20 protein-coding genes and 1 riboswitch are annotated in these 23366 nt (G+C 74.1%); of the genes, 15 read left to right on the forward strand and 5 right to left on the reverse strand.

Going from position 1 to position 23366, the window contains the following annotated elements; translation table 11 throughout:
- Positions 1–136: 136 nt before the first annotated feature.
- The 4 genes from AB0N04_RS04290 (at position 137) to AB0N04_RS04305 (ending at position 5345) form a co-directional block, all read left to right on the forward strand.
- Entirely contained in the window at positions 137–1174 is a 1038-nt protein-coding gene (locus AB0N04_RS04290) for an NlpC/P60 family protein (RefSeq protein WP_360207454.1), read from the forward strand.
- 346 nt (positions 1175–1520) lie between these two features.
- Positions 1521–1674, forward strand: a riboswitch (cyclic di-AMP (ydaO/yuaA leader).
- A 10-nt stretch (positions 1675–1684) separates the two neighbouring features.
- Positions 1685–2827 carry an NlpC/P60 family protein gene (locus tag AB0N04_RS04295; RefSeq protein WP_360207451.1) on the forward strand — a complete coding sequence of 381 codons (1143 nt, stop codon included), beginning with the start codon at positions 1685–1687 and terminating at the stop codon, positions 2825–2827.
- Positions 2828–3054: 227 nt separating this feature from the next.
- The gene (locus tag AB0N04_RS04300; RefSeq protein WP_360207448.1) at positions 3055–4101 is read left to right on the forward strand and encodes an NlpC/P60 family protein; all 1047 of its coding nucleotides are present in this window, start codon (positions 3055–3057) and stop codon (positions 4099–4101) included.
- Positions 4102–4277: 176 nt separating this feature from the next.
- The gene (locus AB0N04_RS04305) at positions 4278–5345 is read left to right on the forward strand and encodes a hypothetical protein (RefSeq protein WP_360207446.1); all 1068 of its coding nucleotides are present in this window, start codon (positions 4278–4280) and stop codon (positions 5343–5345) included.
- A gap of 79 nt (positions 5346–5424) precedes the next feature.
- Here the strand turns inward: AB0N04_RS04305 and AB0N04_RS04310 are convergent, their stop codons facing one another.
- Complete coding sequence (locus AB0N04_RS04310; RefSeq protein ID WP_360207444.1) at positions 5425–6840, reverse strand: glycosyltransferase 87 family protein; 1416 nt, start codon at positions 6838–6840, stop codon at positions 5425–5427.
- 243 nt (positions 6841–7083) lie between these two features.
- On the opposite strand from AB0N04_RS04310, the gene AB0N04_RS04315 reads away from it, so the two are divergent.
- Positions 7084–8220 carry a glycosyltransferase family 4 protein gene (locus tag AB0N04_RS04315; RefSeq protein ID WP_360207441.1) on the forward strand — a complete coding sequence of 379 codons (1137 nt, stop codon included), beginning with the start codon at positions 7084–7086 and terminating at the stop codon, positions 8218–8220.
- A 50-nt stretch (positions 8221–8270) separates the two neighbouring features.
- Here the strand turns inward: AB0N04_RS04315 and AB0N04_RS04320 are convergent, their stop codons facing one another.
- Positions 8271–10064, reverse strand: coding sequence for a long-chain fatty acid--CoA ligase (locus AB0N04_RS04320; RefSeq protein ID WP_360207439.1), 1794 nt, complete (start codon positions 10062–10064; stop codon positions 8271–8273).
- A gap of 322 nt (positions 10065–10386) precedes the next feature.
- Here AB0N04_RS04320 and AB0N04_RS04325 point away from each other — a divergent pair, with 322 nt between their 5' ends.
- The 5 genes from AB0N04_RS04325 (at position 10387) to AB0N04_RS04345 (ending at position 14682) form a co-directional block, all read left to right on the forward strand.
- Positions 10387–10848, forward strand: coding sequence for an SRPBCC family protein (locus AB0N04_RS04325; RefSeq protein ID WP_360207436.1), 462 nt, complete (start codon positions 10387–10389; stop codon positions 10846–10848).
- A gap of 25 nt (positions 10849–10873) precedes the next feature.
- Complete coding sequence (locus AB0N04_RS04330; protein WP_360207434.1) at positions 10874–12046, forward strand: ArsA-related P-loop ATPase; 1173 nt, start codon at positions 10874–10876, stop codon at positions 12044–12046.
- A gap of 223 nt (positions 12047–12269) precedes the next feature.
- Positions 12270–12647: a DUF5304 family protein gene (locus tag AB0N04_RS04335; protein ID WP_360207431.1), complete on the forward strand. Its 378-nt coding sequence runs from the start codon at positions 12270–12272 to the stop codon at positions 12645–12647.
- Positions 12648–12839: 192 nt separating this feature from the next.
- Complete coding sequence (locus AB0N04_RS04340) at positions 12840–13784, forward strand: ROK family glucokinase (protein ID WP_360207429.1); 945 nt, start codon at positions 12840–12842, stop codon at positions 13782–13784.
- Between the two features lie 136 nt (positions 13785–13920).
- The gene (locus tag AB0N04_RS04345) at positions 13921–14682 is read left to right on the forward strand and encodes an endonuclease/exonuclease/phosphatase family protein (protein WP_360207427.1); all 762 of its coding nucleotides are present in this window, start codon (positions 13921–13923) and stop codon (positions 14680–14682) included.
- Between the two features lie 25 nt (positions 14683–14707).
- On the opposite strand, the gene AB0N04_RS04350 is transcribed toward AB0N04_RS04345, so the two are convergent.
- Together AB0N04_RS04350 and AB0N04_RS04355 are read right to left on the reverse strand one after the other, a co-directional pair.
- Entirely contained in the window at positions 14708–15496 is a 789-nt protein-coding gene (locus AB0N04_RS04350) for a hypothetical protein (protein WP_360207425.1), read from the reverse strand.
- 10 nt (positions 15497–15506) lie between these two features.
- A complete protein-coding gene (locus tag AB0N04_RS04355; protein WP_360207423.1) occupies positions 15507–16301 on the reverse strand; it encodes an alpha/beta fold hydrolase in 795 nt (264 codons plus the stop codon).
- A gap of 221 nt (positions 16302–16522) precedes the next feature.
- Here AB0N04_RS04355 and AB0N04_RS04360 point away from each other — a divergent pair, with 221 nt between their 5' ends.
- From AB0N04_RS04360 to AB0N04_RS04370, 3 genes are read left to right on the forward strand one after another with little or no spacing between them, the layout of a single operon-like run.
- Complete coding sequence (locus AB0N04_RS04360; RefSeq protein WP_360207420.1) at positions 16523–17350, forward strand: lysophospholipid acyltransferase family protein; 828 nt, start codon at positions 16523–16525, stop codon at positions 17348–17350.
- A 34-nt stretch (positions 17351–17384) separates the two neighbouring features.
- Positions 17385–18611, forward strand: coding sequence for a DUF5931 domain-containing protein (locus AB0N04_RS04365; protein ID WP_360207417.1), 1227 nt, complete (start codon positions 17385–17387; stop codon positions 18609–18611).
- Entirely contained in the window at positions 18589–19269 is a 681-nt protein-coding gene (locus AB0N04_RS04370; RefSeq protein WP_360207414.1) for a response regulator transcription factor, read from the forward strand. Before AB0N04_RS04365 ends, AB0N04_RS04370 begins: the two co-directional genes overlap by 23 nt.
- 57 nt (positions 19270–19326) lie before the next feature.
- Here AB0N04_RS04370 and AB0N04_RS04375 read toward each other — a convergent pair whose 3' ends face one another.
- On the reverse strand, positions 19327–21261 hold the full coding sequence (locus AB0N04_RS04375; protein WP_360207412.1) for an anthranilate synthase family protein: 1935 nt from the start codon (positions 21259–21261) through the stop codon (positions 19327–19329).
- 303 nt (positions 21262–21564) lie between these two features.
- On the opposite strand from AB0N04_RS04375, the gene AB0N04_RS04380 reads away from it, so the two are divergent.
- Together AB0N04_RS04380 and AB0N04_RS04385 are read left to right on the forward strand one after the other, a co-directional pair.
- Positions 21565–22899, forward strand: coding sequence for a class II 3-deoxy-7-phosphoheptulonate synthase (locus AB0N04_RS04380; protein WP_360207409.1), 1335 nt, complete (start codon positions 21565–21567; stop codon positions 22897–22899).
- A gap of 181 nt (positions 22900–23080) precedes the next feature.
- Positions 23081–23362, forward strand: a complete 282-nt coding sequence (locus AB0N04_RS04385) for a (2Fe-2S)-binding protein (protein WP_360207407.1) — start codon at positions 23081–23083, stop codon at positions 23360–23362.
- The last annotated feature ends 4 nt before the right edge of the window (positions 23363–23366 follow it).

Below are 23366 nucleotides of genomic sequence, written 5' to 3' on the forward strand. Positions count from 1 at the left end.
GAAGTCAGCGGGAGGGTGGAGTTCACGCCATCGGGGGAGTGGAAAATCCCTTGGATCTTCACTAGGGTCTGGCGTCAAACCTATTTTCCGGATTCTCACCTGATCGGGTGAGGCCGATGGAAGAAGGAGCCGGTCCTTGGCCTCCCACCGCCGTCCCAAGCAGCCGAGCCGCGCGCGGGTCTCCGTGCTCACCGCTGCTGCTGCGACCGCGGTCGCCCTCTCCGCCCAGGTGGCCGCGCACGCCGCGCCCCAGCCGAACAAGACGGACGTCAAGGCGCAGATCGACCAGCTCCAGCAGGAGCAGGAGCAGGCGGCCGAGAAGTACAACGGCGCCAAGGAGCGGTCCGACCAGCTCCGCAAGCAGGCCGACCAGCTGCAGGACCAGGTGGCCCGCAGCCAGGAGCAGATGACCCAGCTGCAGACGGGCCTGGCCGAGGTGGCGGGCGAGCAGTACCGCACCGGCGGCATCGACCCGTCCGTCCAGCTGATGCTCTCCTCCGACCCGTCCGGGTACCTGGACAAGGCCTCCAGCGTCCAGCAGGCCAGCACCAGCCAGGCCGAGGCGCTCAAGGGGCTGCTGGACCAGCAGCGCCGGCTGGACCAGGAGAAGGCCGAGGCCGCCGCCGTGCTGGCCTCGCTGGACTCCACGACCAAGGACCTGAACCAGGCCAAGTCGGACGTCAACCAGAAGCTCAAGGCCGCCCAGGACCTGCTGAACTCGCTCAGCGCCTCCGAGCGGGCCGCGCTGCGCGCCCAGCAGGCGCAGGACGACCGGGCCTCGCGCGGCGCGGACCGGGTCGACCTCAGCAGCCTGCCGCCCGCGAGCGGGTACGCGGCCGTGGCCGTCGCCAAGGCGATGAGCAAGCAGGGTTCGCCGTACGTCTGGGGCGCCACCGGCTCGACCACCTTCGACTGCTCGGGCCTGATGGTCTGGTCGTACGCTCAGGCCGGCGTCTCGCTGCCGCGCACCTCGCAGGAGCAGGGCAACGTCGGCACCCGGGTGCCCTCGCTGGACCAGGCCCAGCCGGGCGACCTGGTGATCTACGGCAGCGACCGGCACCACGTCGGGATGTACATCGGCAACGGCATGGTGGTGCACGCCCCGCACACCGGTGACGTGGTGAAGGTGATGAAGGCCGACGCGATGCCGATCAACACCATCCGCCGGGTCTGACGGCGGGACAGCCGCCGCGGGGCCGTCGCCGGCCCTGTGATCCCCGCCACTCCCGACCGGGGGTGGCGTTCGGATTTCTGCGCGCCCCGGGTTCCTGAACGGCCTTGCGATGAAAGCCGATCAGCTTTGCGTGCGGTGGTGATCACCATCGGTCATATTCACAAATGAACTTGGGTCTTCTTCCATCTTTTTTCTGACAAGGATTTGAACGGATCACGGTTCAGTTACTAGGGTCGTGCCTCGAACCACCGCACTGTCGATCGCCCAGCCAGGGTGGCGGCGGTGGTTTCCGTCGAGTTCGCGAAGCAGCGGGGCAGGCCGAAGGGCCGCCCGGCGGGGAGCCCAGTGGTCGGGGGCGCTGTGGAGCGGAGCCGGGGAACCACGTTCCTCCGGGGTGAATCGGCGTCAGGTCGGCCGGTGGAACGGCCGTGAGGCGCCGTAGGGCCCGCTTCCGGCCCGAACCCGTCAGCTCACCCGGTAGGCGGACGTAGGAAGAAGGAGCCCGCCTTCGTGGCGTCCCATCGTCGTCCCAAGCCCGCCGGCCGCGCCAGGGTGTCGATCCTGACCGGTGTCGCCGCCGCGGCGGTCGCGCTGTCCGCGCAGTCCGGCGCCCACGCCGACCCGCAGCCGACCAAGGACCAGGTCAAGGAGCAGGTCGACCAGCTCAACGAGCAGGCCGAGGTCGCCACCGAGAAGCTCAACGCCGCCCAGGAGAAGCAGCAGGAGCTGCAGAAGCAGGTCACCGGCCTGCAGGACCAGGTGGCGCGGCAGCAGGCGCAGGTGACCGACCTGCAGGGCGGCCTGGCCGAGATCGCCGGCGAGCAGTACCGCAACGGCGGCATATCCCAGACCGTCCAGCTGATGTTCTCCGCGAGCCCGGACAACTTCCTCAACCAGGCCGGCACGCTGAACCAGGCCGGTGACACCCAGAAGGGGCAGCTGAAGCAGCTCCAGGACGAGCAGCGCAAGCTCGACCAGGTGCGCACCGAGGCCCAGGGCAAGCTCGCCGAGATGGAGACCACCACTCAGCAGCTGAAGGCCGCCAAGGACGAGGTCCAGGGCAAGCTCAAGGCCGCGCAGGACCTCCTCAACACGCTGACCGAGCAGGAGCGCCAGGCGCTCCGCGCGGCCGAGGAGAAGGCCGCCGCCGAGGCCAAGGCCAAGGCCGACGCCGCCGCGAAGGCCGCCCAGCAGCAGGCCGCGCAGCAGGCCGCCGACCGCTCCTCGCGGGACAGCAACCGCACCGACCTGAGCGCCCCGACCACCTCGGCGCCCGCCCCCAAGCCGGTCGCCGCCGGCAGCTCCCGCGGTGCCGCGGCGCTGTCCATCGCCGCCACCAAGGTCGGCTCGCCGTACGTCTACGGCGCCACCGGCCCCAGCTCGTTCGACTGCTCGGGCCTGATGGTCTGGGCGTTCAACCAGGCCGGCGTGTCGCTCCCGCGGACCTCGCAGGAGCAGGCCGGTGCCGGCACCCGGATCGGCAGCGACCTCTCCCAGGCGCAGCCCGGCGACCTGCTCATCTTCTACAGCGACGCCCACCACGTGGGGATCTACGCCGGCAACGGCCAGGTGCTGCACGCGCCCAAGCCGGGTGCGTCGGTGCGCTACGAGGCGGTCTCCAACATGCCGCTGGCCTCCATCGTGCGGGTCTGATCCCCGCTCCGGAGCACCCGGGCCCGGCCCTCCGTCACGGAGGGCCGGGCCTGCGGCTTTTCCACCGGGCACGGACGGATGTCCGATTGGTGGTCGAATATTCGGGTCCGGAGGGGTTTGGACTCGCTTGCCCGGACTCGCTAACGTCTGCCACCGGACTCCCGCTTCCAGACCGCCCACCGGGTGCGGCGGCGGGGCCGTGCCGCAGGACTGGAGCCGCCGCCGCCATGCCCGTGCACCGCCGTTCCCAACTGCTCGCCCGTGCGCTGGTGCTGACCGCGGCCGCCACCACCGCCCTGGGCGTCACGACCGGCGGCAGTGCCCAGGCCGCCCCCGGGGCGCCCGAGCCGCCCAGCCGCAAGGACGTCAAGGCGCAGGTCGAACAGCTCTACGACGAGGCCGAGCAGGCGTCCGAGCGGTACAACGCCGCGCTGGAGGCCCAGCAGCGCCTCCAGGGCGAGACGACCGCCCTCCAGGGCGAGATCGCCGTCGGCCAGGAACAGCTCAACCAGCTGCGCGGCGACCTGGCGAGCGTGGCCGGCGCCGAGTACCGCGGCGGCGGCCTGGCACAGACCGTCCAGCTGATGCTCTCCACCGACCCCGAGGGCTACCTGACCCGGGCCCGCACCCTGGACCAGGCCGCCGAGCGGCAGCAGGAGACCCTGCACGAGCTGGTCACCCGCCAGCGCCGGCTCGACCAGCGCCGCACCGAGACCTCCGGCAAGCTCGCCGAACTGGAACAGGCCCGCCGCTCGCTCGCCGAGGGCAAGCAGCAGGTCCAGCAGCGGCTCGCCAAGGCGCAGCGGCTGCTCAACAGCCTGGGCGCCGCCGAGCGCGCCCGGCTGGCCGCCCAGGACGCCAGGGACGCCGAGCAGCGGGCCACCCGTGGCACCGACCGGCTGGACCTCGGCAGCGCCCCGCCCGCCTCCGAGCGCGGGGCGGCCGCACTGGCCGCCGCGGTGCGGATGATCGGCTCGCCCTACGTCTACGGCTCCACCGGGCCGCGCGCCTTCGACTGCTCCGGTCTGATGTACTACAGCTGGCGGCAGGCCGGAGTGACCCTGCCGCGCACCTCGCAGGCCCAGGCGTACGCCGGCCAGCGGGTCAGCCTCTCCGAAGCGCGGCCGGGAGACCTGGTGATCTTCTACCGGGACATGCACCACGTCGGGATGTACGCCGGCGGCGGGGTGATCGTGCACGCCCCCTACCCGGGCGCCAAGGTCCGCTACGAGAGCGTCAACGCGATGCCGGTCGCCGGGGTGGTCCGGCTCTGAGCCCGCCGCCGTCCGATCCGGTCGACATACCCCGCCGCGGGCTGTCGCGGCGAGCCGCGCTGCTGCTCGCGGTCGGCGGGCTGGCCCAGCTGTCGCTGCCGCCGGCCGCTCCGGCGCCCCCGGTTCCACAGACGGCGGCCCGGCAGGCGGCGGACCGGCGTGCCGAGGTGGCCGCGGTGCTGGCCGAGCGGGCGCGGACGCTGCCGACCCGGTCGGGCCCGGCGGAGGCGGTGGCGGAGTACCGCAACCTGGTCCTCGGTGCCGCCGCCGGACCGGACGGGCTGACCGCCGCCGCCGACCTGGCGGTCCGGATCACCGGCTACGACGAGTACCCCGTCGTCCACCCGCGCCGGATCACCCTCGTCCGGGACCGGCTCGGGGCCGTAGGCGGTGGCGGAGGCGAGGCCGGGGGCCGGGGCGGGGGCGGCTGGCGGGTCGAGCGGGAGGAGGCCGCGAGCGGGCCCCCGGCGCTCTGGGACCTCGGCACCGTGCGGTCCGCGCCGGGCGCGCACTGCCTGGTGCTCGCGCTCGCCGGCGGGCCCGACCCGGCCGAGCTGGTCACCGTGGCCGACCGGGCGGTACCCGCCGTGAGCGAGGTCTGGGGGTCCGCCTGGGCCGGCCGGCTGCTGCTCGAACTGACCACGACGGAGGCCGAGTTCGCCCGGCTGCTGGAGGGCGATCCGGCCGGCTGGGCGGGCATGGCCGCCGTCACCGTGGCCGCCCCCGGCGCGCCCCGGCGCACCCCGGCGGACCGGGTGACCGTCAACCCCGAGGCGTGGGGGCGGCTCAGCGGGTTCGGCCGCCAGGTGGTCGTCACCCACGAGGCCACCCACGTCGCCACCCGGGCCGACACCCGGCCCTGGACGCCGCTGTGGCTCTCCGAGGGCGTGGCCGACTGGACCGCCTACCGGGGCTCCGGCCGCAGCCCGCAGCAGATCGCGCCCGAGCTGGCCCGGGACGTCGCCGCGGGCCGGCTGCCCACCGCGCTGCCGGCCGACGGGGCGTTCGCCGCGGGCGCCGACGGCATCGCGCAGGCCTACGAACAGGCCTGGCTGGCCTGCGAGCTGCTGGCGCGCAGGTACGGGGCCGACCGCCTGGTGGCGTTCTACCGGGCGGTCGCCGCCGCGGGGCCGGGGGAGGACCGGGAGCGGTGGCTGGACGGGCTGCTGCGCTCGGAACTGGGCGTGGGCCTGGACGGGTTCACCCGGCTCTGGCTGGACGAGGTGGCCGCGCTGGGGCGCTGAGGCCGGGGCGTCGAGGCGGGGGCGCCGAGCGCCGGGCCGTGCGGGCTGGACGCCGGGCCGGGCCGCGCGGACGCCGCCGTCAGCGCCGCTGCTCGGCGGGTGCCCCGGGCCGGTCGATGCCGTCCAGGAGGTCCTGCTCGTAGGCGATGCCCGGACGCACCGGGTAGACACCGGCCGGCACCGGCTCGGGCGTGGTCAGCACCACCGTGGCGGGCAGCTGGACCGGGCCGCGGGTGGAGCGCCAGAGCCGGACGCAGGACAGCAGGGTGGCGGCCAGCAGCAGCAGGTTGCGCAGGCCGAGCACGGTGACGCCCCAGGGCTCGCTGGACAGGATCCGGCTGAACATCAGCGGGAACTCGGCGAGCGTCAGCGGGCAGGCGATCAGGAGCAGCAGCGCCACCGGCCGCTGGCTGGTGCCGTGCACGGTGAGGCAGACGGCGGCGACGCCGATCAGCCAGACCAGGTACTGCGGGCTGATCACCCGGCTGGTCACGGTGAAGATGAGCAGGGCGCACAGCGCCGCGTCGTACATGGTGGCCGCGTTGCGGCGCTTGGCGGTGAAGCGCCACAGCAGCAGCCAGGCGAAGCCCAGCAGGGTGCCGGCCATCATCACCTTGCTGATCACCGGGACCCACGGCCCGAGCATCTCGGGCGAGCCGTAGTTCATGGTGACCTTCCCGTCCCAGGCGCCCGCCAGCCGGGCGAAGTGCAGCGGCAGCGCGCCGAGCGACTCCACCTCGATGCCGCGCTCCTTCTGGAACGCCAGGAAGCCGAAGGCGCCGTTCATCCCGGCGGCGAGCAGGAAGCCCACCGAGACGGCGGTGGCCGCGGCCAGCGTCCAGGAGCGGCGGGTGCGCCGGCCGGAGGGGGTGCCCATCAGGCCGAGCAGCGGCCAGATCTTCACGATCCCGCCCAGGCCGAGCAGCATCCCGCCGATCGCCGGGCGGCGGACCAGGGCCAGCAGTCCGGCCAGCGCGATCGCGGTGACGATGATGTCCAGGCGGTTGTAGACCATCGGGCCGAGCAGCGGCACGGCCACCACCCAGAGCCAGGCGCCGGTGAGCGCGCGGCCGCGGCGCAGGCCGGTGCGCACCAGCAGGGCCGTGGCGGCGACGTCGGCGATCCCGCAGATCACCCAGAAGGAGACCAGGTAGGACCAGGGCAGCAGGCCCGGCAGGAGGATCACCAGGGCGGCGCCGGGCGGGTACTGCCAGGTCACGTCGTCGAACGGGAAGGTGCCGGTCTGCAGCACGCCGTACCAGGCGTGGTAGATCATCCAGACGTCGGCGGTGATGTCCCCGCCGGGCCCCTTCACCACGCCGGTCATCAGCAGCACCAGCACCGTCCGGGTGGCCAGCCAGGTGGCGCCGAGCGCGGCGAGCGCCCCGAGGGGGCGGCCGGGGGCACGGACCGGCTCCTGCCGGACGGCCGGCGTCCGGCCGGGGCCGGCGGCGCCGCTGGGTGTACCGGGCTCGGTGGCCGGGGCCAACTCCACTGCGCTCCCTCGTTCGTCTCGGACGTCCCACCGGAGGCGCCGTGCGACGGACGCCCGGGCGGGCGGTGGCGGCCCGGCGCGTGGTCGGCCGGGCCGCCATCGGCCGCCTAGGTTCTAGGACTGACCCGGGGGTGAAACGGTTGCCGTGCGCGGATCCGTTCCCGGCGGGTCATGGTGTTGACCTATCGTACGGATCACCCAGCGGTACACCGAGCACCCCCCGACCGAGCGAGCCGTGGCCTGATGCACAGAACCTTGATCGTCACCAATGACTTCCCGCCCCGCCCCGGCGGCATCCAGGCCTTCGTGCACAACATGGCCGTGCGTCAGCCCGCAGGGAGCGTCGTGGTGTACGCCTCGACCTGGCGGGACGGCAGCGAGGTGGCCCGCTTCGACGCGGAGCAGCCGTTCCCGGTGATCCGCGACCGCACGAAGGTGATGGTTCCCACACCCAGGGTCACCCGGCGGGCGGCCGAGATCCTGCGGGCGGAGAAGTGCGACTCCGTCTGGTTCGGCGCCGCCGCCCCGCTCGGACTGATGGCTCCCGCGCTGCGCCGCGCGGGCGCCGGCCGGCTGCTGGGCATGACGCACGGGCACGAGGCCGCCTGGGCGCAGCTGCCGGCCGCCCGGCAGCTGCTGCGGCGGATCGGTGCGGGCACCGACGTGCTGACCTACCTGGGCGAGTACACCCGCTCCCGGATCGCGGGCGCGGTCGGACCGCAGGCGGCGGCCCGGATGGTGCAGCTGCCGCCGGGCGTGGACGAGACGACCTTCCACCCGGGTTCGGGGGGCGCCGAGGTGCGCCGTCGGCTCGGGCTGGCGGACCGGCCGGTGGTGGTCTGCGTCTCCCGGCTGGTGCCGCGCAAGGGGCAGGACACCCTGATCGAGGCGATGCCGCAGATCCTGGTGGACGTGCCGGACGCGGTGCTGCTGATCGTCGGCGGCGGCCCGTACCGGGCGGACCTGGAGAAGCTGGCCGACGCCCGGGGCGTGCGCTCCGCGGTGCGCTTCACCGGCTCGGTGCCGTGGTCCGAGCTGCCCGCCCACTACGGCGCCGGGGACGTCTTCGCGATGCCCTGCCGCACCCGGCGCGGGGGGCTGGACGTCGAGGGCCTGGGCATCGTCTACCTGGAGGCCTCGGCGACCGGCCTGCCGGTGGTCGCGGGCGACTCCGGAGGTGCGCCGGACGCGGTGCTGGAGGGCGAGACCGGGTACGTGGTGCCGGGCGGCTCGGCCGACGCGGCCGCCGAGCGGATCGTCCGGCTGCTGCGCGACGAGGAGCTGCGGCGGCGGATGGGCGAGGCCGGACGGCGCTGGGTGGAGCGCTCCTGGCGCTGGGACCTGCTGGCCGGGCGGTTGACCTCGCTGCTGGCGGGCTGACACGCGCGCGGGGGCCCGGCTCGTCGAGCCGGGCCCCGCGCGGTACCGCGTCAGCGCTGGTAGATCGCCTCGATGTCGGCGGCGTGGTCCTTCAGCACGACGTTGCGCTTGAGCTTGAGCGAGGGCGTCAGGTGGCCGCTCTCCTCGGAGAACTCGGTGTCCAGCAGGCGGAACTTCTTGACCGCCTCGGCGTGCGAGACCGCCGCGTTGCCGTCGTCCACGGCGGCCTGCAGGGCGGCCAGCAGGTCCGGGTCCTGGCTGAGCTCGGCGACGGTGGCGGTGGCGGGCTTGCCGTTGAGCTCCTTCCACTTCGGGAAGAAGTCCGGGTCGACGGTGATCAGGCAGGCCACGAAGGGCTTGCGGTCGCCGACCACCATGACCTCGCCGACCAGCGCGTGGGCCCGGATCCGGTCCTCGATCACGGCGGGGGCGACGTTCTTGCCGCCGGCCGTGACGATGATCTCCTTCTTGCGGCCGGTGATGGTGAGGTAGCCCTCGGAGTCCAGCGAGCCGAGGTCGCCGGTGGCGATCCAGCCGTCCTTCAGGGTGTCGGCGGTGGCCTGCGGGTTGTTCCAGTAGCCGGTGAAGACGTGCGGGCCCCGGAAGAAGACCTCGCCGTCCTCGGCGATCCGGACGTCGGCGCCGGGCACCGGCTGGCCGACGGTGCCGATCTTCGGCTTGTCCCACGGGTTGAAGGCGGTGGCGGCGCAGGTCTCGGTCAGGCCGTAGCCCTCCAGGACGGTGAAGCCGATGCCCCGGTAGAAGTGCCCGAGCCGCTCGCCGAGCGGCGCGCCGCCGGAGATGGCGTGGGTGGCCCGGCCGCCGAGCGCGGCGCGCAGCTTGCTGTAGACCAGCTTGTCGAAGACCGCGTGCTTGATCCGCAGGACGAGACCCGCGCCGCCGGCGTCCAGCGCCCGGCTGTAGGCGATCGCGGTCTCGGCGGCCTTGTCGAAGATCTTGCCCTTGCCGTCGGCCTGGGCCTTGGCGCGGGCGGTGTTGTAGACCTTCTCGAAGACTCTCGGCACGCCCAGGATCAGGGTCGGCCGGAAGGCGGCCAGCTCGGCGGTGACGTCCTTGATGTCGGAGACGTGGCCGAGCTTGATCGGCGCCATCGCCGGGGCGATCTCGGCGATCCGGCCGAGCACGTGGGCCAGCGGCAGGAACAGCAGGACGGAGCTCTCGCCGGTGCGGAACAGCGGGGCCAGGCGCTCCACCACGTTGCCGCACTCGGCCATGAAGTTGCGGTGCGTCAGCTGGCAGCCCTTCGGGCGGCCGGTGGTGCCGGAGGTGTAGACGATGGTGGCGAGCGAGTCGGCGGTGGCCGTCGAGCGGCGCTCGGTGACGGTCTCGTCGGCGACCTCGCGGCCGGCCTCGGCGAGTGCGGCGACCGCGCCCCGCTCGATCTGCCAGGCGTGCCGCAGCTCCGGCAGCCGGCCGCGGACCTCCTCGACCACCGCGGCGTGCTGGTCGGTCTCGGTGAGAACGGCGACCGCGCCGGAGTCGCCGAGGATCCACTCGACCTGCTCGGCGGAGGAGGTCTCGTACACCGGCACGGTGACGGCCCCGGCCGACCAGATCGCGAAGTCCAGCAGCGTCCACTCGTAGCGGGTCCGGGACATGACGCCGACCCGGTCTCCGGGGCGGATCCCGGCGGCGATCAGGCCCTTCGCGGCCGCCCGCACCTCGACGAGGAACTGTGCGGCGGTCAACTCCTGCCACTGGCCGTCCACCTTGCGGCTGAGGACGGCGACGTCCGGGTGCCGCTCGGCGTTCTGGTGCACGAGGTCGGAGAGGTTACCGCCGCTCGGTACCTGGTAGAGGGCCGGAAGGCTGAAGTCGAGCAAGACTGCTCCTCGTTCGCGACGCTGCGGGACGGCAGGACGTTACTGCCCGGTAGGCAGCTTCGACCAGGGGGGTCGGCTCCGGTGTTCGAAGTGTCACACCCGGGCCGGGTCGGACCAGGCCGTGACCGGGTCGTTCGAATGGCACCCTACGGTAGCCCCGCGGTGACCGGCCGGTAGCCTGCCCCGGCGTCCGCCGACCGGCGCTCCCGCGGGAAAGGGGCGCGGCCGGGCCGATCCCCGGTCGCGATAGCCTGCTCCGGGCGGACCGGATCGATCGCTCGACCGGACCGGCAGGCAGAGGGACGAGGCGGAGGGCCATTCCATGGCGGAGCACACCAGGTCGAGCATCACCATCGACGCGACCCCGGCCACGGTCATGGCCGTGATCGCCGACTTCGCCGCCTACCCGGCCTGGACCGGCGAGGTCAAGGAGATCGAGGTCCTCGAGACCGGCGAGAACGGCCGCGCCGCCAAGGTGCGTCTGCTGCTCGACGCCGGTGCCATCCGCGACGAACACGTCCTCGCCTACACCTGGGACGGCGACCGCGAGGTCGGCTGGACGCTGGTGCGCAGCCAGATGCTCCGCTCGCTGGACGGCTCCTACACGCTCGCCCCGCTCTCCGGCGGCCGTACCGAGGTGACGTACCAGCTCGCCGTGGACGTCAAGATCCCGATGCTCGGCATGATCAAGCGCAAGGCCGAGAAGGTCATCATCGACCGCGCCCTGGCCGGTCTGAAGAAGCGGGTCGAGGACGCCGAGGGCAAGAAGCCCGCGCAGGGCTGACGGCACGGAACGGGGGTCGGACGGCATGACGGCGACGCGCACCATCCTGGTCAGCGGCGACGCGGGCGCGCCCGCGGTGGCCGCGGCCACCGCCCTGCACGCCGCCCGGCGCGGCCACCGCACCTGGCTGCTGGCCGCCGACGACCCGCACCGCTCCCTGGACGGCGTCCTCGGGGTGCGCCTGGACCCGGAACCCGTCGGCTACGAACCCGGTCTGAGCGTCTCCCGGATCGACGAGCAGGCCGCCTTCCGCTACGCCGCCGGGGAGCTGACCGCCCGGCTCAAGCCCGCCCTCGACCTGCTCGGCGCCGAGCAGCTCGACCCCGATGAACTGACCGCCCTGCCGGGCATCGCCCGGATCGCCCTGCTGCGCGCCCTGCCCGCCGCCGACCAGGACGTCCTGGTGGTGCTGGCCCCGCCGCCCGCCGAGCTGATCGCCACCCTCGCCCTGCCCGAGCAGCTCCAGCGCTACCTGGACCGGCTCGTCCCCGAGCAGCGGCAGGCCGCCCGGGCGCTGCGCCCGCTGCTGGCGGGGCTGGCCGGCGTCCCGATGCCCGCCGAGTGGTTGTACGAGGGGCGGACCAAGGCGTCCGCGGTGCTCGCCGAGTCCCGGGCCGCGATCACCGCGCCCGGCACCAGCGTGCGGCTGGTCGTGCCGGCCGACGGCCACCCCTACCGGGAGCTGCGCCGGATCCGGGCCGGGCTGGCCCTGCACGGGCACCGGCCGGACGCGGTCGTGGTGCACGGCGTGCTGCCGGAGGCCGCCGCGGACTCGCCGGACCCGTGGCTGGCCGGGCTGGCCCGGCGCCGCCGGGAGGAGCTGGCCGACCTCGCCGCGGCGACGGACGCCCCCGTGCTGACCACCGGACCGGCCGACGCCACCCTGGAGTCGGTCGCCGACCGGCTGTACGGGGACGGGCCCGGGCCGGAGCGGCTCGCCCCGGAGCCCTGGACGGTCGAGGACCGGCTGGCCGAGGAGGGCCTGCTGGTCTGGCACCTGGATCTGCCCGGGGCCGACCGGGCCGACCTGGACCTGGTGCGCCGCGGTGACGAGTTGGTGGTCGGCCTCGGTGCGCACCGCCGGGTGCTGGCGCTGCCGTCGGCGCTGCGCCGCTGCACGGTGGCCGGCGCGGGCCTGCACGACGGGGCGCTCTCGGTGCGGTTCGCGCCCGACCCGGCGCTCTGGCCCCGGGGCTGACACCGCACCCGACGCCGCCCGGCCCCTCGGCGGCCGGTCCCGCTCCCCTTCCGGCACCGCCTCCCCTTCCGGCACCGGCCCCGCGACCCGTCCCGACGCCGCCCCGCCCCTGCCGTGCCCCCGCCCTGCCCCGCCTCCCGGCCCGACCCGGCGCCTTCCGGCCGTCGGGTACCGTCGGCCCCGAGGGCCGCGGGGTGCGGCCACGGCTGAGGAGGCGCCCGCGATGACCAGCACCGACGACCGGACCGAGCCCACTGCCGAGCAGGGCGGCCCGCAGGCCCACCCGTTCGGTCCGGAGCTGGGCCCGCTGGTGGACGAGGTGCGCAGGCTCGCCACGGCCGTCGGGCAGAAGGCGCAGGAGGCGAGCGCCGACACCCTCATCACCCTCTCCGGGCTGGCCGACCGGCTGCGCACCCAGCAGCCCGAGGTCTACGGGCACCTCGCCGCCGCGGGCTCCGGACTGGCTGCCGCGGGGTCCGAACTGCTGGCCGCCTACCGCGCCGCCGTGACCGGCCACGAGCACCGTTGGACCGCCGGCGAGAGCGCCCCGACCGAGCGGATCGACCTCGACTCCCCTGACGAGCCGTCCGCCAAGCAGTGAATCCGTAACCTTCGAACGGTGATCGCGTTGCTCTCATGCGTGACGTTACGGGAACTTCGATACGACTTTTGAAGCATGGCGGCCCGGTTGGCCCAGAATTGGCTTCGGTTAATGTATGCGAGGCTGTGTACGGGGGCCGGGTTGGGCGGTACCGTTCCGTCCAGCGGGAACGAGTGAATAGCTGAGGGACACATGGCTCTGACCATCGGCGTCGATGTCGGCGGGACCAAGATCGCGGCAGGCGTGGTCGACGAGGCGGGCGAGATCCTGGCCAGGACCAGGGTGCCCACCCCGGCCGACCCGCAGTGGGCCGTCGATGCCATCGCGCAGGCCGTGCGCGAACTCAAGGAGCAGCACCCCGGCGTGGGCGCGGTCGGCGTCGGTGCCCCCGGCTTCGTGGACAGCGACCGCTCCACGGTGATCTTCGCGCCCAACATCGACTGGGAGAACGAGCCGCTGCGCCAGCGGATCGAGGAGCTCACCGGCCTGGACGCCGCCGTCGAGAACGACGCCAACTGCGCCGCCTGGGCCGAGTTCCGCTTCGGCGCCGCCGCCGACCACCAGGACATGGTGCTGATCACCGTCGGCACCGGCATCGGCGGCGGCATCGTCCTCGACGGCCGCCTGCACCGCGGCCGGTTCGGCGTCGCCGGCGAGATCGGCCACCTCAACATGGTCCCCGACGGCCTGGCCTGCGGGTGCGGCGGCAAGGGCTGCTGGGAGCAGTACGGCTCCGGGCGGGCGCTGCGCCGCTACGGCCGCGAGAAGGCCGCCGCCAACCCGGTGCTCGGCCGGCGGATGCTGGAGCTCAACGACGGCGTCGCCGAGACCATCCGCGGCATCCACATCACCGAGGCCGCCGAGGCCGGCGACCCGCTCGCCCTGGAGTGCTACGCCGAACTGGCCGACTGGCTCGGCCGCGGCATGGCCGACCTCGCCGCCCTCTTCGACCCGGGCGTCTTCGTCCTCGGCGGCGGCGTCTCCGACTCCGGCCGGCTGCTGCTCGACCCGGTCGCCAAGGCCTTCGAGCACTACCTGACCGGTGGCGTGCACCGCCCGCGCGCCGAGGTCGTGCTGGCCTCCATGGGCTCGGCCGCAGGCATCGTCGGCGCCGCCGACCTGGCCCGCACCGTCTGACGCCCGACCCCACCCCGAAGCCCGCCGGCGGCGGTGCGACCGGACCCCGACCAGTTCCCGGACGCGCCGCCGCCGTCGCACGCCCCGGACGGCCCCTGCCGTACGGTCGTCCCAGCGACCGCGACCGGGGAGGACCATGACCACGCCACCGCTGGAACCGCCGCCGGCCGGCCCGCGCCGGCTCAGGCTGCTCAGCTACAACGTCCGCTCCCTGCGGGACGACCGGCGGGCCCTGGCCCGGGTGATCCGGGCCTGCGCACCCGACGTCGTCTGCATCCAGGAGTCACCGCGCTACTGGCGGCCCGAGGGCCAGGCCGCCTGGCTCGCCCGCAGCACCGGCACGGCCGTCCTGGCCGGCGGCGGGCGCACCGCCGCCGGGCCGCTGCTGCTCGGCCGGCCCGGCGCGGTCCGGCTGCTCGGCGTGTACGACCGGCTGCTGCCCAAGACCCGCGGCCTGCACGCCCGCGGCTTCGCCACCGCGCTGCTGCGACTGCCGGACTCGGCCCCGTTCAGCCTGACCAGCTGCCACCTCAGCCTGGACGCCGACGAGCGGTACGGCCAGTTCGAACTGCTCCTCGACCAGCTCCGGATCGCCGAACACGGCATCGTGGCGGGGGACTTCAACGAGCACCCGGACGGCCCCGGCTGGCGGCTGCTGGCCTCGCGGCTGCAGGACGGGCACCCGGCCGCGCCCTGGGGCGGCGAGTTCACGTCCGTCCCCGAACGCCCCTACCAGCGGATCGACGCCGTCTTCGCCACCCCGGGGACGACCGTCCTCGGCTGCGGGGTGCCGCACGGGCTCCCCGGCGTCACCGATTCCGACCTGCGCGCCGCGACGGACCACCTGCCGGTGCTCGCGGTGCTGGAACTGCCGGCCGGCCGGGGCCCGTCCGGCTGATCCCGCCGGGCCCGGCGGGCCGGGCTCAGACGACCGCGCCGTGGTCCGGGTCCTCCGGCTCGTCCTCGTCGCGGTCCTTCATCCGGGTGACCAGGGTGACGAAGCCGCCGAGGAACGCGGTGACCCCGACCCAGGCCGGCCAGCCGGAGATCTCCCGCCAGACCACCGCGTCGAACAGCAGCAGGGCGGGGCCGCCGAGCACGGCGAGCCAGGCGAACTTGGCGGTCGTGTCGGCCGGCGGCAGCGGCGGGGGCTCCGGCGGGACGTAGTGGCCCTCGTCGGTCTCCTCGGCCAGCTCGAAGTCGCGCGGGCCGGAGTCCGCCGCCGGCAGCACCGGGCGGCCCGAGCGGGGGCGCGGCTGCGGGGCGAGGTCGGCGAGGTCGTCCGGGTCGGTCCGGGGGCCGACGCCGTCCTTGAAACCGCCCTTCAGATCGCCCTGCGCCCGGAGGTTCTCGACCTCCGGCCAGTCGGGGTTGGTGAGGTCCACCGGGTCGTCGAACTGGGCCACCAGGGCGGCGAAGATCTCGTCCTGCTCGGCCTGGCTGCGCTCGGGGGCGCGCCGGGTGCGGGGCTCCGCCGGCTCGTCGGCCGGTTCGCCGGCCCGCTCCGGGACCGGCCGGTCGACGGCCTTCGCGGTGCCGCCCCCCGCCGCGGTGGGGCCGGAGGGGGCACCGCCGGCGGGCGCACCGTCGACGGGCCCGGCGCTCTGCGCGCCGGCCTCCCCGGTGCTGCCCTCCCCGGTGCTGCCGTCCTTCGTCGCGCCGTCCTCGCGGGGTGCCTCGTCCCCGCCGCCCGCCGTGCTGCTCTCGTGCACTTCCGGCCCTTCAGCCATGGTGATCGTCGGATTCGACCCGGGTGACGCCCGCCGAACGCGCGGGAGCCAGCCGTCGGATGAAGTCCCGGCTGGCCGCGAATATTTCCGGTGCGTCGTGGTCCAGCGTCGCGACGTGGAAACTGCGCTGGCACAGCCGCTCCGTCACGTCGGTCGAGGATATCCGGGCGAGCACCAGGTCGGAGTTGGCCGCGGAGACGACGTGGTCCTGCGGACTGCGGAAGAGCAGCACCGGCTGGGTCACCTGCGGCAGCCGCTGCTGGACGTCCCGCCACAGCCGGGCCAGCGACCACGCGGCGTTCAGCGGCGTCCGGTCGTACCCGAGCTCCGTCACGCCGGGCCGGGCGATGTCGTCGGCGATGCCGGGCACGCTCGGCAGGAGGTGCCGCAGAACCGGCAGCAACACACTGGCGGGGGTGTCCGAGCGCACCGACGGGTTGACCAGGACCAGCCCGGAGACCGTCGCGCCGTGCACCGCGGCCAGCCGCAGCGCCAGCGCACCGCCCATCGACAGGGCGCAGACGAAGACCTGCTCGCACTCGGCGGCGAGCGCCAGCAGCTCGCGCTCCACCTCCGCGTACCAGTCCTCCCACCGGGTGACCTGCATGTCCTGCCAGCGGGTGCCGTGCCCGGGCAGCAGCGGCAGCGAGACGGTGAACCCGGCCGCGGCCAGCTCCTGCGCCCAGGGCCGCATCGACTGCGGGGAGCCGGTGAAGCCGTGGCACAGCAGGACCCCGACCGGTCCGCCCTGGTGGCGGTACGGTTCGACACCGGGCAGCAACGGCATGGCGGGCTCCTTCGCGGGCGGGTGGCGCTGGGGGAGGGGGCGCTGGACGGGAAGCTGCGGAATCCGCATCGTCCCACGCCCCCGGCCGGGACGTACACCCCCGACGGCGGCCCCGTGCCCGGCCGGACCGGCCCCGGCAGCGGCCCGTCGGGGCGGGGCGCGGCGCGGGCGGCGGCCGCGGGGCATTAGGATCGACCGGTCCGCATAACAGGAGGCCCGGGTTGTTCTACCGACTGATGAAGATGATCGTCGCGCCACTGCTTCGGATCTTCTTCCGGCCGTGGATCGAAGGTGAGGAGAACATCCCCACCGAGGGTGCGGCGATCATCGCGAGCAACCACCTGTCCTTCTCGGACTCCTTCTTCTTCCCCGCGCTGATCAGGCGCCGGGTGACCTTCATCGCGAAGGCCGAGTACTTCAACACCCCGGGCCTCAAGGGCCGGCTGACCGCCGCCTTCTTCAAGGGCGTCGGCCAGCTGCCGGTGGACCGCTCCGGCGTGCGCGGCGCCGGCGAGGCCGCGATCCGCAGCGCCATCGCGGTGCTGGACCGCGGCGAGCTGTTCGGCGTCTACCCCGAGGGCACCCGCTCGCCCGACGGCAAGCTCTACCGAGGCAAGGTCGGCGGCCTGGCCCGCGTCGCGCTGGCCACCGGCGCGCCGGTCATCCCGGTCGCCATGATCGACACGGAGAAGGTGCAGCCCCCCGGCCAGGTGGTCCCCAACTTCGGGATCCGTCCCGGCATCCGGATCGGCCGCCCGCTCGACTTCTCCCGCTACCACGGCATGGAGAACGACCGCTTCATCCTCCGTTCGGTGACGGACGAGGTGATGTACGAGATCATGCGGCTCTCCGGCCAGGAGTACGTGGACATCTACGCGACCGCCGCCAAGCGGCAGATCGCGGACGACAAGAAGAAGGCCGACGCCGAGCGCAAGGCGGCCGCCAAGGCCGAGAAGGCCGAGGCCGCGGAGGCGGAGAAGGCCGAGAAGGCGGCGGCCGAGGCCGAGAAGGCCGCCGAGCAGCAGCAGAAGGACACCGGGTCGGCCTGACGCCGCCCGCACGGGCCAGGGGGAGCGCGGACGGATGACGGACGGCGGGAGAACCGGCGCGGCGGTCGGCGGCACGGTCGCGGCCGGGGGCATGTCCGTCGAACTGCCGCTCTGGAAGGCCATCTCCTACTTCCGGCTGCTGGCCCTCGGCTACGCCCTGCTCCGCTACCTCAACTCCTACCTGCACTTCCTGCACCCCGTCGCCGGCTGGATCTTCCTCGGGGCGCTCACCCTCTGGACCCTCGCCAGCACCCGGGCCTTCGCCGGCCCGCAGCGCTGCACCCGGTGGGTGCTCGGCACCGACCTCGCCCTCGCCGTCACCGGCATCGTGATGAGCGGGATGACCGACGACCCGGTCCGGATCAGCCACGGCGCGCCCACCCTGCCGACCATCTGGGCCGCCGGCACGGTGCTCGGCTTCGCCGGCAAGGGGGGCTGGCGCTGGGCCGCCGCCTCCGGCTCGGTGATCGGCGTGGCCAACATCCTCGGCCACGGCGGCCCGACCAGCGACAACATCCACAACATCGTGCTGCTGATGGTGGCCGGCTGCGCCATCGGCTACGTCATCGAACTGGCCCGCGCCAGCGAGGCCACGCTCACCCGGGCGCTCCAGGTCGAGGCCGCCACCCGGGAGCGCGAGCGGCTCTCCCGCGACATCCACGACGGCGTGCTCCAGGTGCTCGCGCTGGTCCAGCGCCGCGGCTCCGAGCTCACCGGGAAGGCCGACGCCGGCGCGGACTTCGCCGAACTCGGCCGGCTGGCCGGCGAGCAGGAGCGCGCCCTGCGGGCGTTGATGACCGGGGGCCCGATCCCCGGACAGCGCGCGCCGCAGTGCGCGGCCGACGAGCCGCAGGACCTCACCGCCCTGCTGCGCCCGTACGCCGACGAACGGATCACGCTCTCCGCCCCCGGCACCCCGGTGCTGCTGCCCGCCCCGGCGGCGGGCGAACTCGCCGCAGCGGTCGGCGCGGCCGTGGACAACGTGCGCCGGCACGCCGGGGAGCCGGCCCGGGCCTGGATCCTGGTGGAGGACGAGCCGGAGGCCGTCACGGTCAGCATCCGTGACGACGGCCCCGGCTTCGCCCCCGGCCGGCTCGGCGAGGCCGAGCGGGCCGGGCGGCTGGGCGTCTCCCAGTCCATCCGCGGCCGGCTGCTGGACCTCGGCGGCACGGCCGAGCTGTACTCGGCGCCCGGGGAGGGCGTCGAGGTGGAACTGCGCGTCCCGAGGAAGGGTTCTGATGACCGATCAGCCGTCGACTGACCGGCCGGTGCGGGTGATGGTCGTGGACGACCACCCGATGTGGCGCGACGCCGTCTCGCGCGACCTCGCGGAGGCCGGACTGGACGTGGTGGCCACCGCGGGCGACGGCGAGGAGGCCGTCCGCCGGGCCCGCGCCTGCACGCCGCAGGTCGTCGTGCTGGACCTCAACCTGCCCGGCCTGTCCGGCGCGGAGGTGTGCCGCCAGGTGGTCGCGGCCGATCCGGCGGTGCGGGTGCTGGTGTTGTCGGCCAGCGGCGAGCACCAGGACGTGCTGGAGGCGGTGAAGTCCGGGGCGACCGGGTACCTGGTGAAGTCGGCCGGGCGGGAGGAGCTGTTGGACGCGGTGCGCCGTACGGCCGTCGGCGACGCCGTGTTCACGCCCGGCCTGGCGGGCCTGGTGCTGGGCGAGTTCCGCCGGCTGGCCACCGAGCCGGCCCCCGCCTCCGCCCCGGCCGTCCCGCAGCTGACCGCCCGGGAGACCGAGGTGCTGCGCCTGGTCGCCAAGGGCCTGTCGTACCGGCAGATCGCCGACCGGCTGGTGCTGTCGCACCGGACGGTGCAGAACCACGTGCAGAACACGCTCGGCAAGCTGCAGCTGCACAACCGGGTGGAGCTGGTCCGCTACGCGATCGAGCAGGGCCTGGACGACGAGATCTGACGGCCGGCCGCGGGCCGCCCCGAGCGCCCGGCCCGGGACGGCCCGCCGGCCGCCCGCTCAGCGCCGGACGGCCGCCGTTTCGCGCAGCAGGCCCGCCACGATGTCCACGCCGTCGCGGGTCAGCACCGACTCGGGGTGGAACTGGAGGCCCGCGAAGCCCGGTCCGCGCAGGGCGTGCACGTCGCCGGTGACGGCGTCCCGGGCGACCTCGACGCCCTCGGCGGCCAGCCGGGCCGCGTCGGCGTCCGAGCAGCGCGCGGTGAACGCGTTGTAGAAGCCGACCGTCCGCTTGGTGCCGAAGAGGTCGATGCTCTCCTGCGCCCCCTGGTACGGGACGGCCTTGCGGCCCAGGCCCAGTCCGAGCTCGGCGGAGAGCAGCTGGTGGCTGAGGCAGACCGCGAGCAGCGGCGCGCTGCGGGCACCGGAGCGGGCGGCGGCCAGCGCGTCGGCGACGACCGGCCGCAGCAGGGCCATCTTGGGGTCGTCCGCGAGGGCCGGGTCGCCCGGTCCGGGGCCGAGCACCAGCGGGCCGTCGTGCGCCGCGACGAGCTCGCGCAGCGCCGGCCGGTCGTAGCGCACCACGGTGACCCGGTGGCCGATCGAGGTGAGCAGGTGGGAGAGCATCGCGGTGAAGGTGTCCTCGCCGTCGACGACCAGGGTCGGCGCGGGCTCGGTGACCACCGCCGGGGTCTGCATCCGCAGCCAGAACGGTGCGAGGTCGGCCCGCCGGGCGTCCAGCGCGGCCTGGACCCGGTGGTCGTCGGCCAGCCGGGGGCCGGTGGGGCCGGGCAGTCGGGCGGGGGCGGGCCGGGCGCCGATGGCGGTGAGCACCCCGGCGGCCTTGGCGTGGGTCTCGGCGACCTCGGACTCCGGGACGGAGTGGCGCACCAGCGTGGCGCCGACCCGGACGACCAGGCCGCCGGTGGCCGGGTCGATGTCGGCGGTGCGGATGCAGATCGGGGAGTCGAGCAGCTGCCCGCCGCTGGCGGAGCGGCCGATCAGCGCCAGCGCGCCGGAGTAGTAGCCGCGCCCGCCCGGCTCGTAGCGCTTGATGACCCGGGTGGCGTTCTGCACCGGGCTGCCGGTGACGGTGGCGGCGAACATCGTCTCGCGGAGCACCTCGCGGACGTCCAGCGAGGTGCGCCCGCGCAGCTCGTACTCGGTGTGCGCCAGGTGGGACATCTCCTTGAGGCGGGGTCCGAGCACCTGCCCGCCGAGGTCGCCGACGGTGCACATCATCTTCAGTTCCTCGTCGACGACCATCGTCAACTCCTCCAGCTCCTTGGGGTCGTGGAGGAAGTGGAGCAGCGAGTCGATGTCCGAGCCGCCGGCCGGATAGCGGTACGTCCCCGAGATCGGGTTCATCACGACGGTGCCGCCGCTCTGCCGGACGTGCACCTCCGGGGAGGCGCCGACCAGCACGCGCTCGCCGGTGTGCACCAGGAACGTCCAGTACGCGCCGCGCTCCTGCTCCAGCAGGCGCCGGAACAGGGAGAGGGCGAGCGCGGGGGAGAAGTCCTCGAGCGTGGCGCGGAAGTCGCGCCGGATCACGAAGTTGGCGCCCTCGCCGTTGCCGATCTCGTCCTCGATCACCCGGCGGACGATCGCCGCGTAGGCCTCGTCGTCGACGTCGAACGAGCCGCCGGTGAGGTTCACCGGCAACTGCGGTAGGGCGGAGTTGAATTCGGCCAACGGCAGGGCGAACTGCTCGGTCACCGAGAGGGCCTGCAGCGGGGTGCCGTCGTCGTGTGCCTCGAAGCCGCGCTCGCGGATCTGCCGGTACGGGACGAGTGCGAGCAGGTCGTGGACGGGGCCGGCGGCCGGCACGCCGGTGCGGACCGGCAGGTCGGCGAGGTGCGGGTACTCGTCGACGGTGCCCAGCAGCACCTCGACGGTGTCCGGGGCGAGCCGCGGGGTGCGGCGGTGCAGCAGGGCGAAGGCGGGGGCGCCGGGGGAGGTGAGACGGGTGAGCAGATCGGCGGCGGTGGTCACGGGAACGGCTTCCTTCCGGGTGGACTGGCGAGGTGCGGTGCGTGGATCCGCTCCCGGAGGGCCGGCTGCTCAGACGCCGACGGCCGCCCCGAGGGGCGGCCGTCGTGTTCGTCTAGGAACGCGCGATCGGTGGGCCACCCTTGGGGGAGGCCCACCACCAGGAGTGGGTGTGGGGCGCGTGCATGGCTCGAGCGTAGCGGATGGGGCCGGGCGGGTGAGCCCCGTCACGTGATTGTCCGAGTCGTGTCTCATCCCTCGGGCAATGGTCACGAATCGCTCGCGTCACCCCGTAGCCTTGGCGGTGTGACCGTGACGAATCCCCACTCCTGGCAGTCCCTGCCCGCGGCGCAGCAGCCTGAATGGCCGGACCAAGAGGCTCTGCGCAAGACCCTTGCCGAGCTCGCCTCCTATCCGCCGCTCGTCTTCGCCGGCGAGTGCGACCAGCTGCGCGCCCGGCTCGGAGCCGTGGCGCGTGGTGAGGCGTTCCTGCTGCAGGGCGGTGACTGTGCCGAGGCCTTCGACGGCGTCTCGGCGGAGCACATCCGCAACAAGCTGAAGACCCTGCTGCAGATGGCGGCGGTGCTGACGTACGCCGCCTCGGTGCCGGTCGTGAAGGTCGGCCGCATCGCCGGCCAGTACTCCAAGCCGCGCTCCAAGTCGACCGAGACCCGGGACGGCGTCACCCTCCCGGTCTACCGCGGCGACTCGGTGAACGGCTTCGAGTTCACCCCCGAGTCCCGCATCCCGGACCCGGAGCGCCTGAAGCGGATGTACAACGCGTCCGCCGCGACGCTCAACCTGGTGCGCGCCTTCACCACCGGTGGTTACGCGGACCTGCGCCAGGTGCACGCCTGGAACCAGGACTTCGTGCGCAACTCGCCGGCCGGCCAGCGCTACGAGCAGCTCGCCCGGGAGATCGACAACGCCCTGGCGTTCATGAACGCCTGCGGCGTCGCCCCGGAGGAGTTCAGGACCGTCGAGTTCTACTCCTCGCACGAGGCGCTGATCCTCGACTACGAGACCGCGATGACCCGTGTGGACTCGCGCACCGGCGAGCTGTACGACGTCTCCGGCCACATGGTGTGGATCGGCGAGCGCACCCGTCAGCTGGACCACGCGCACATCGAGTTCGCCTCGAAGGTCCGCAACCCGATCGGGGTGAAGCTCGGCCCGACCACCTCGGTCGACGAGGCGCTGACCCTGATCGAGAAGCTGGACCCGGAGCGCGAGCCGGGCCGCCTGACCTTCATCACCCGGATGGGTGCCGGCAAGGTCCGCGAGCACCTGCCCACCCTGGTGGAGAAGGTCACCGCCTCCGGCGCGCAGCCGGTGTGGATCTGCGACCCGATGCACGGCAACACCTTCGAGGCCTCCAGCGGCCACAAGACCCGCCGCTTCGACGACGTGCTCGACGAGGTCAAGGGCTTCTTCGAGGTGCACCGCGCGCTCGGCACCCACCCGGGCGGCATCCACGTGGAGCTGACCGGCGACGACGTGACCGAGTGCGTCGGCGGCGGCGACGAGGTGCTGGTCGACGACCTGCACCAGCGCTACGAGACGGCCTGCGACCCGCGGCTCAACCGCAGCCAGTCGCTGGACCTGGCGTTCCTGGTCGCGGAGATGTACCGCGGGCAGTGAGGCGGCCGCCCCGGAGAGCGGGGCGATCACCGAGATGTGACGAAGGCCCCTCCGGTTTCGGGATTCCCGAGCCCGGAGGGGCTTTTTCGTGCCCGGATCGCCGGGTAAGGTGAGGCTTAGTGAACTAAGGCAAGCCTTAGTCAAGATCCAATCCGCTCCACCCCCCCCCGGGAGACCTGCGATGTACGTGTGCATGTGCCATGCGGTCACCGAGGACCAGGTGAAGAAGGCGATCGACGCCGGTGCCGACAGCCCCCGCCAGATCGCCAGGGGCTGCAAGGCCGGCACCGACTGCGGGTCCTGCGTCCGCCGGATCCAGGCGCTGCTCGGCGAGCACGGCGCCCGGCCGTGCCCGACCGCCCGGCTCGCCGCGAAGCTCGGCCTGGCCGATCCGGAGGCCCCGGAGCAGGCCCCGCCGGCGTCCGGGGCGCCGGCCCCGGTCAGGGTGCTGCGCGCGGCCTGAGGCC

It is taken from the genome of Kitasatospora sp. NPDC051702 (assembly GCF_040681575.1).
GTDB lineage: Bacteria > Actinomycetota > Actinomycetes > Streptomycetales > Streptomycetaceae > Kitasatospora.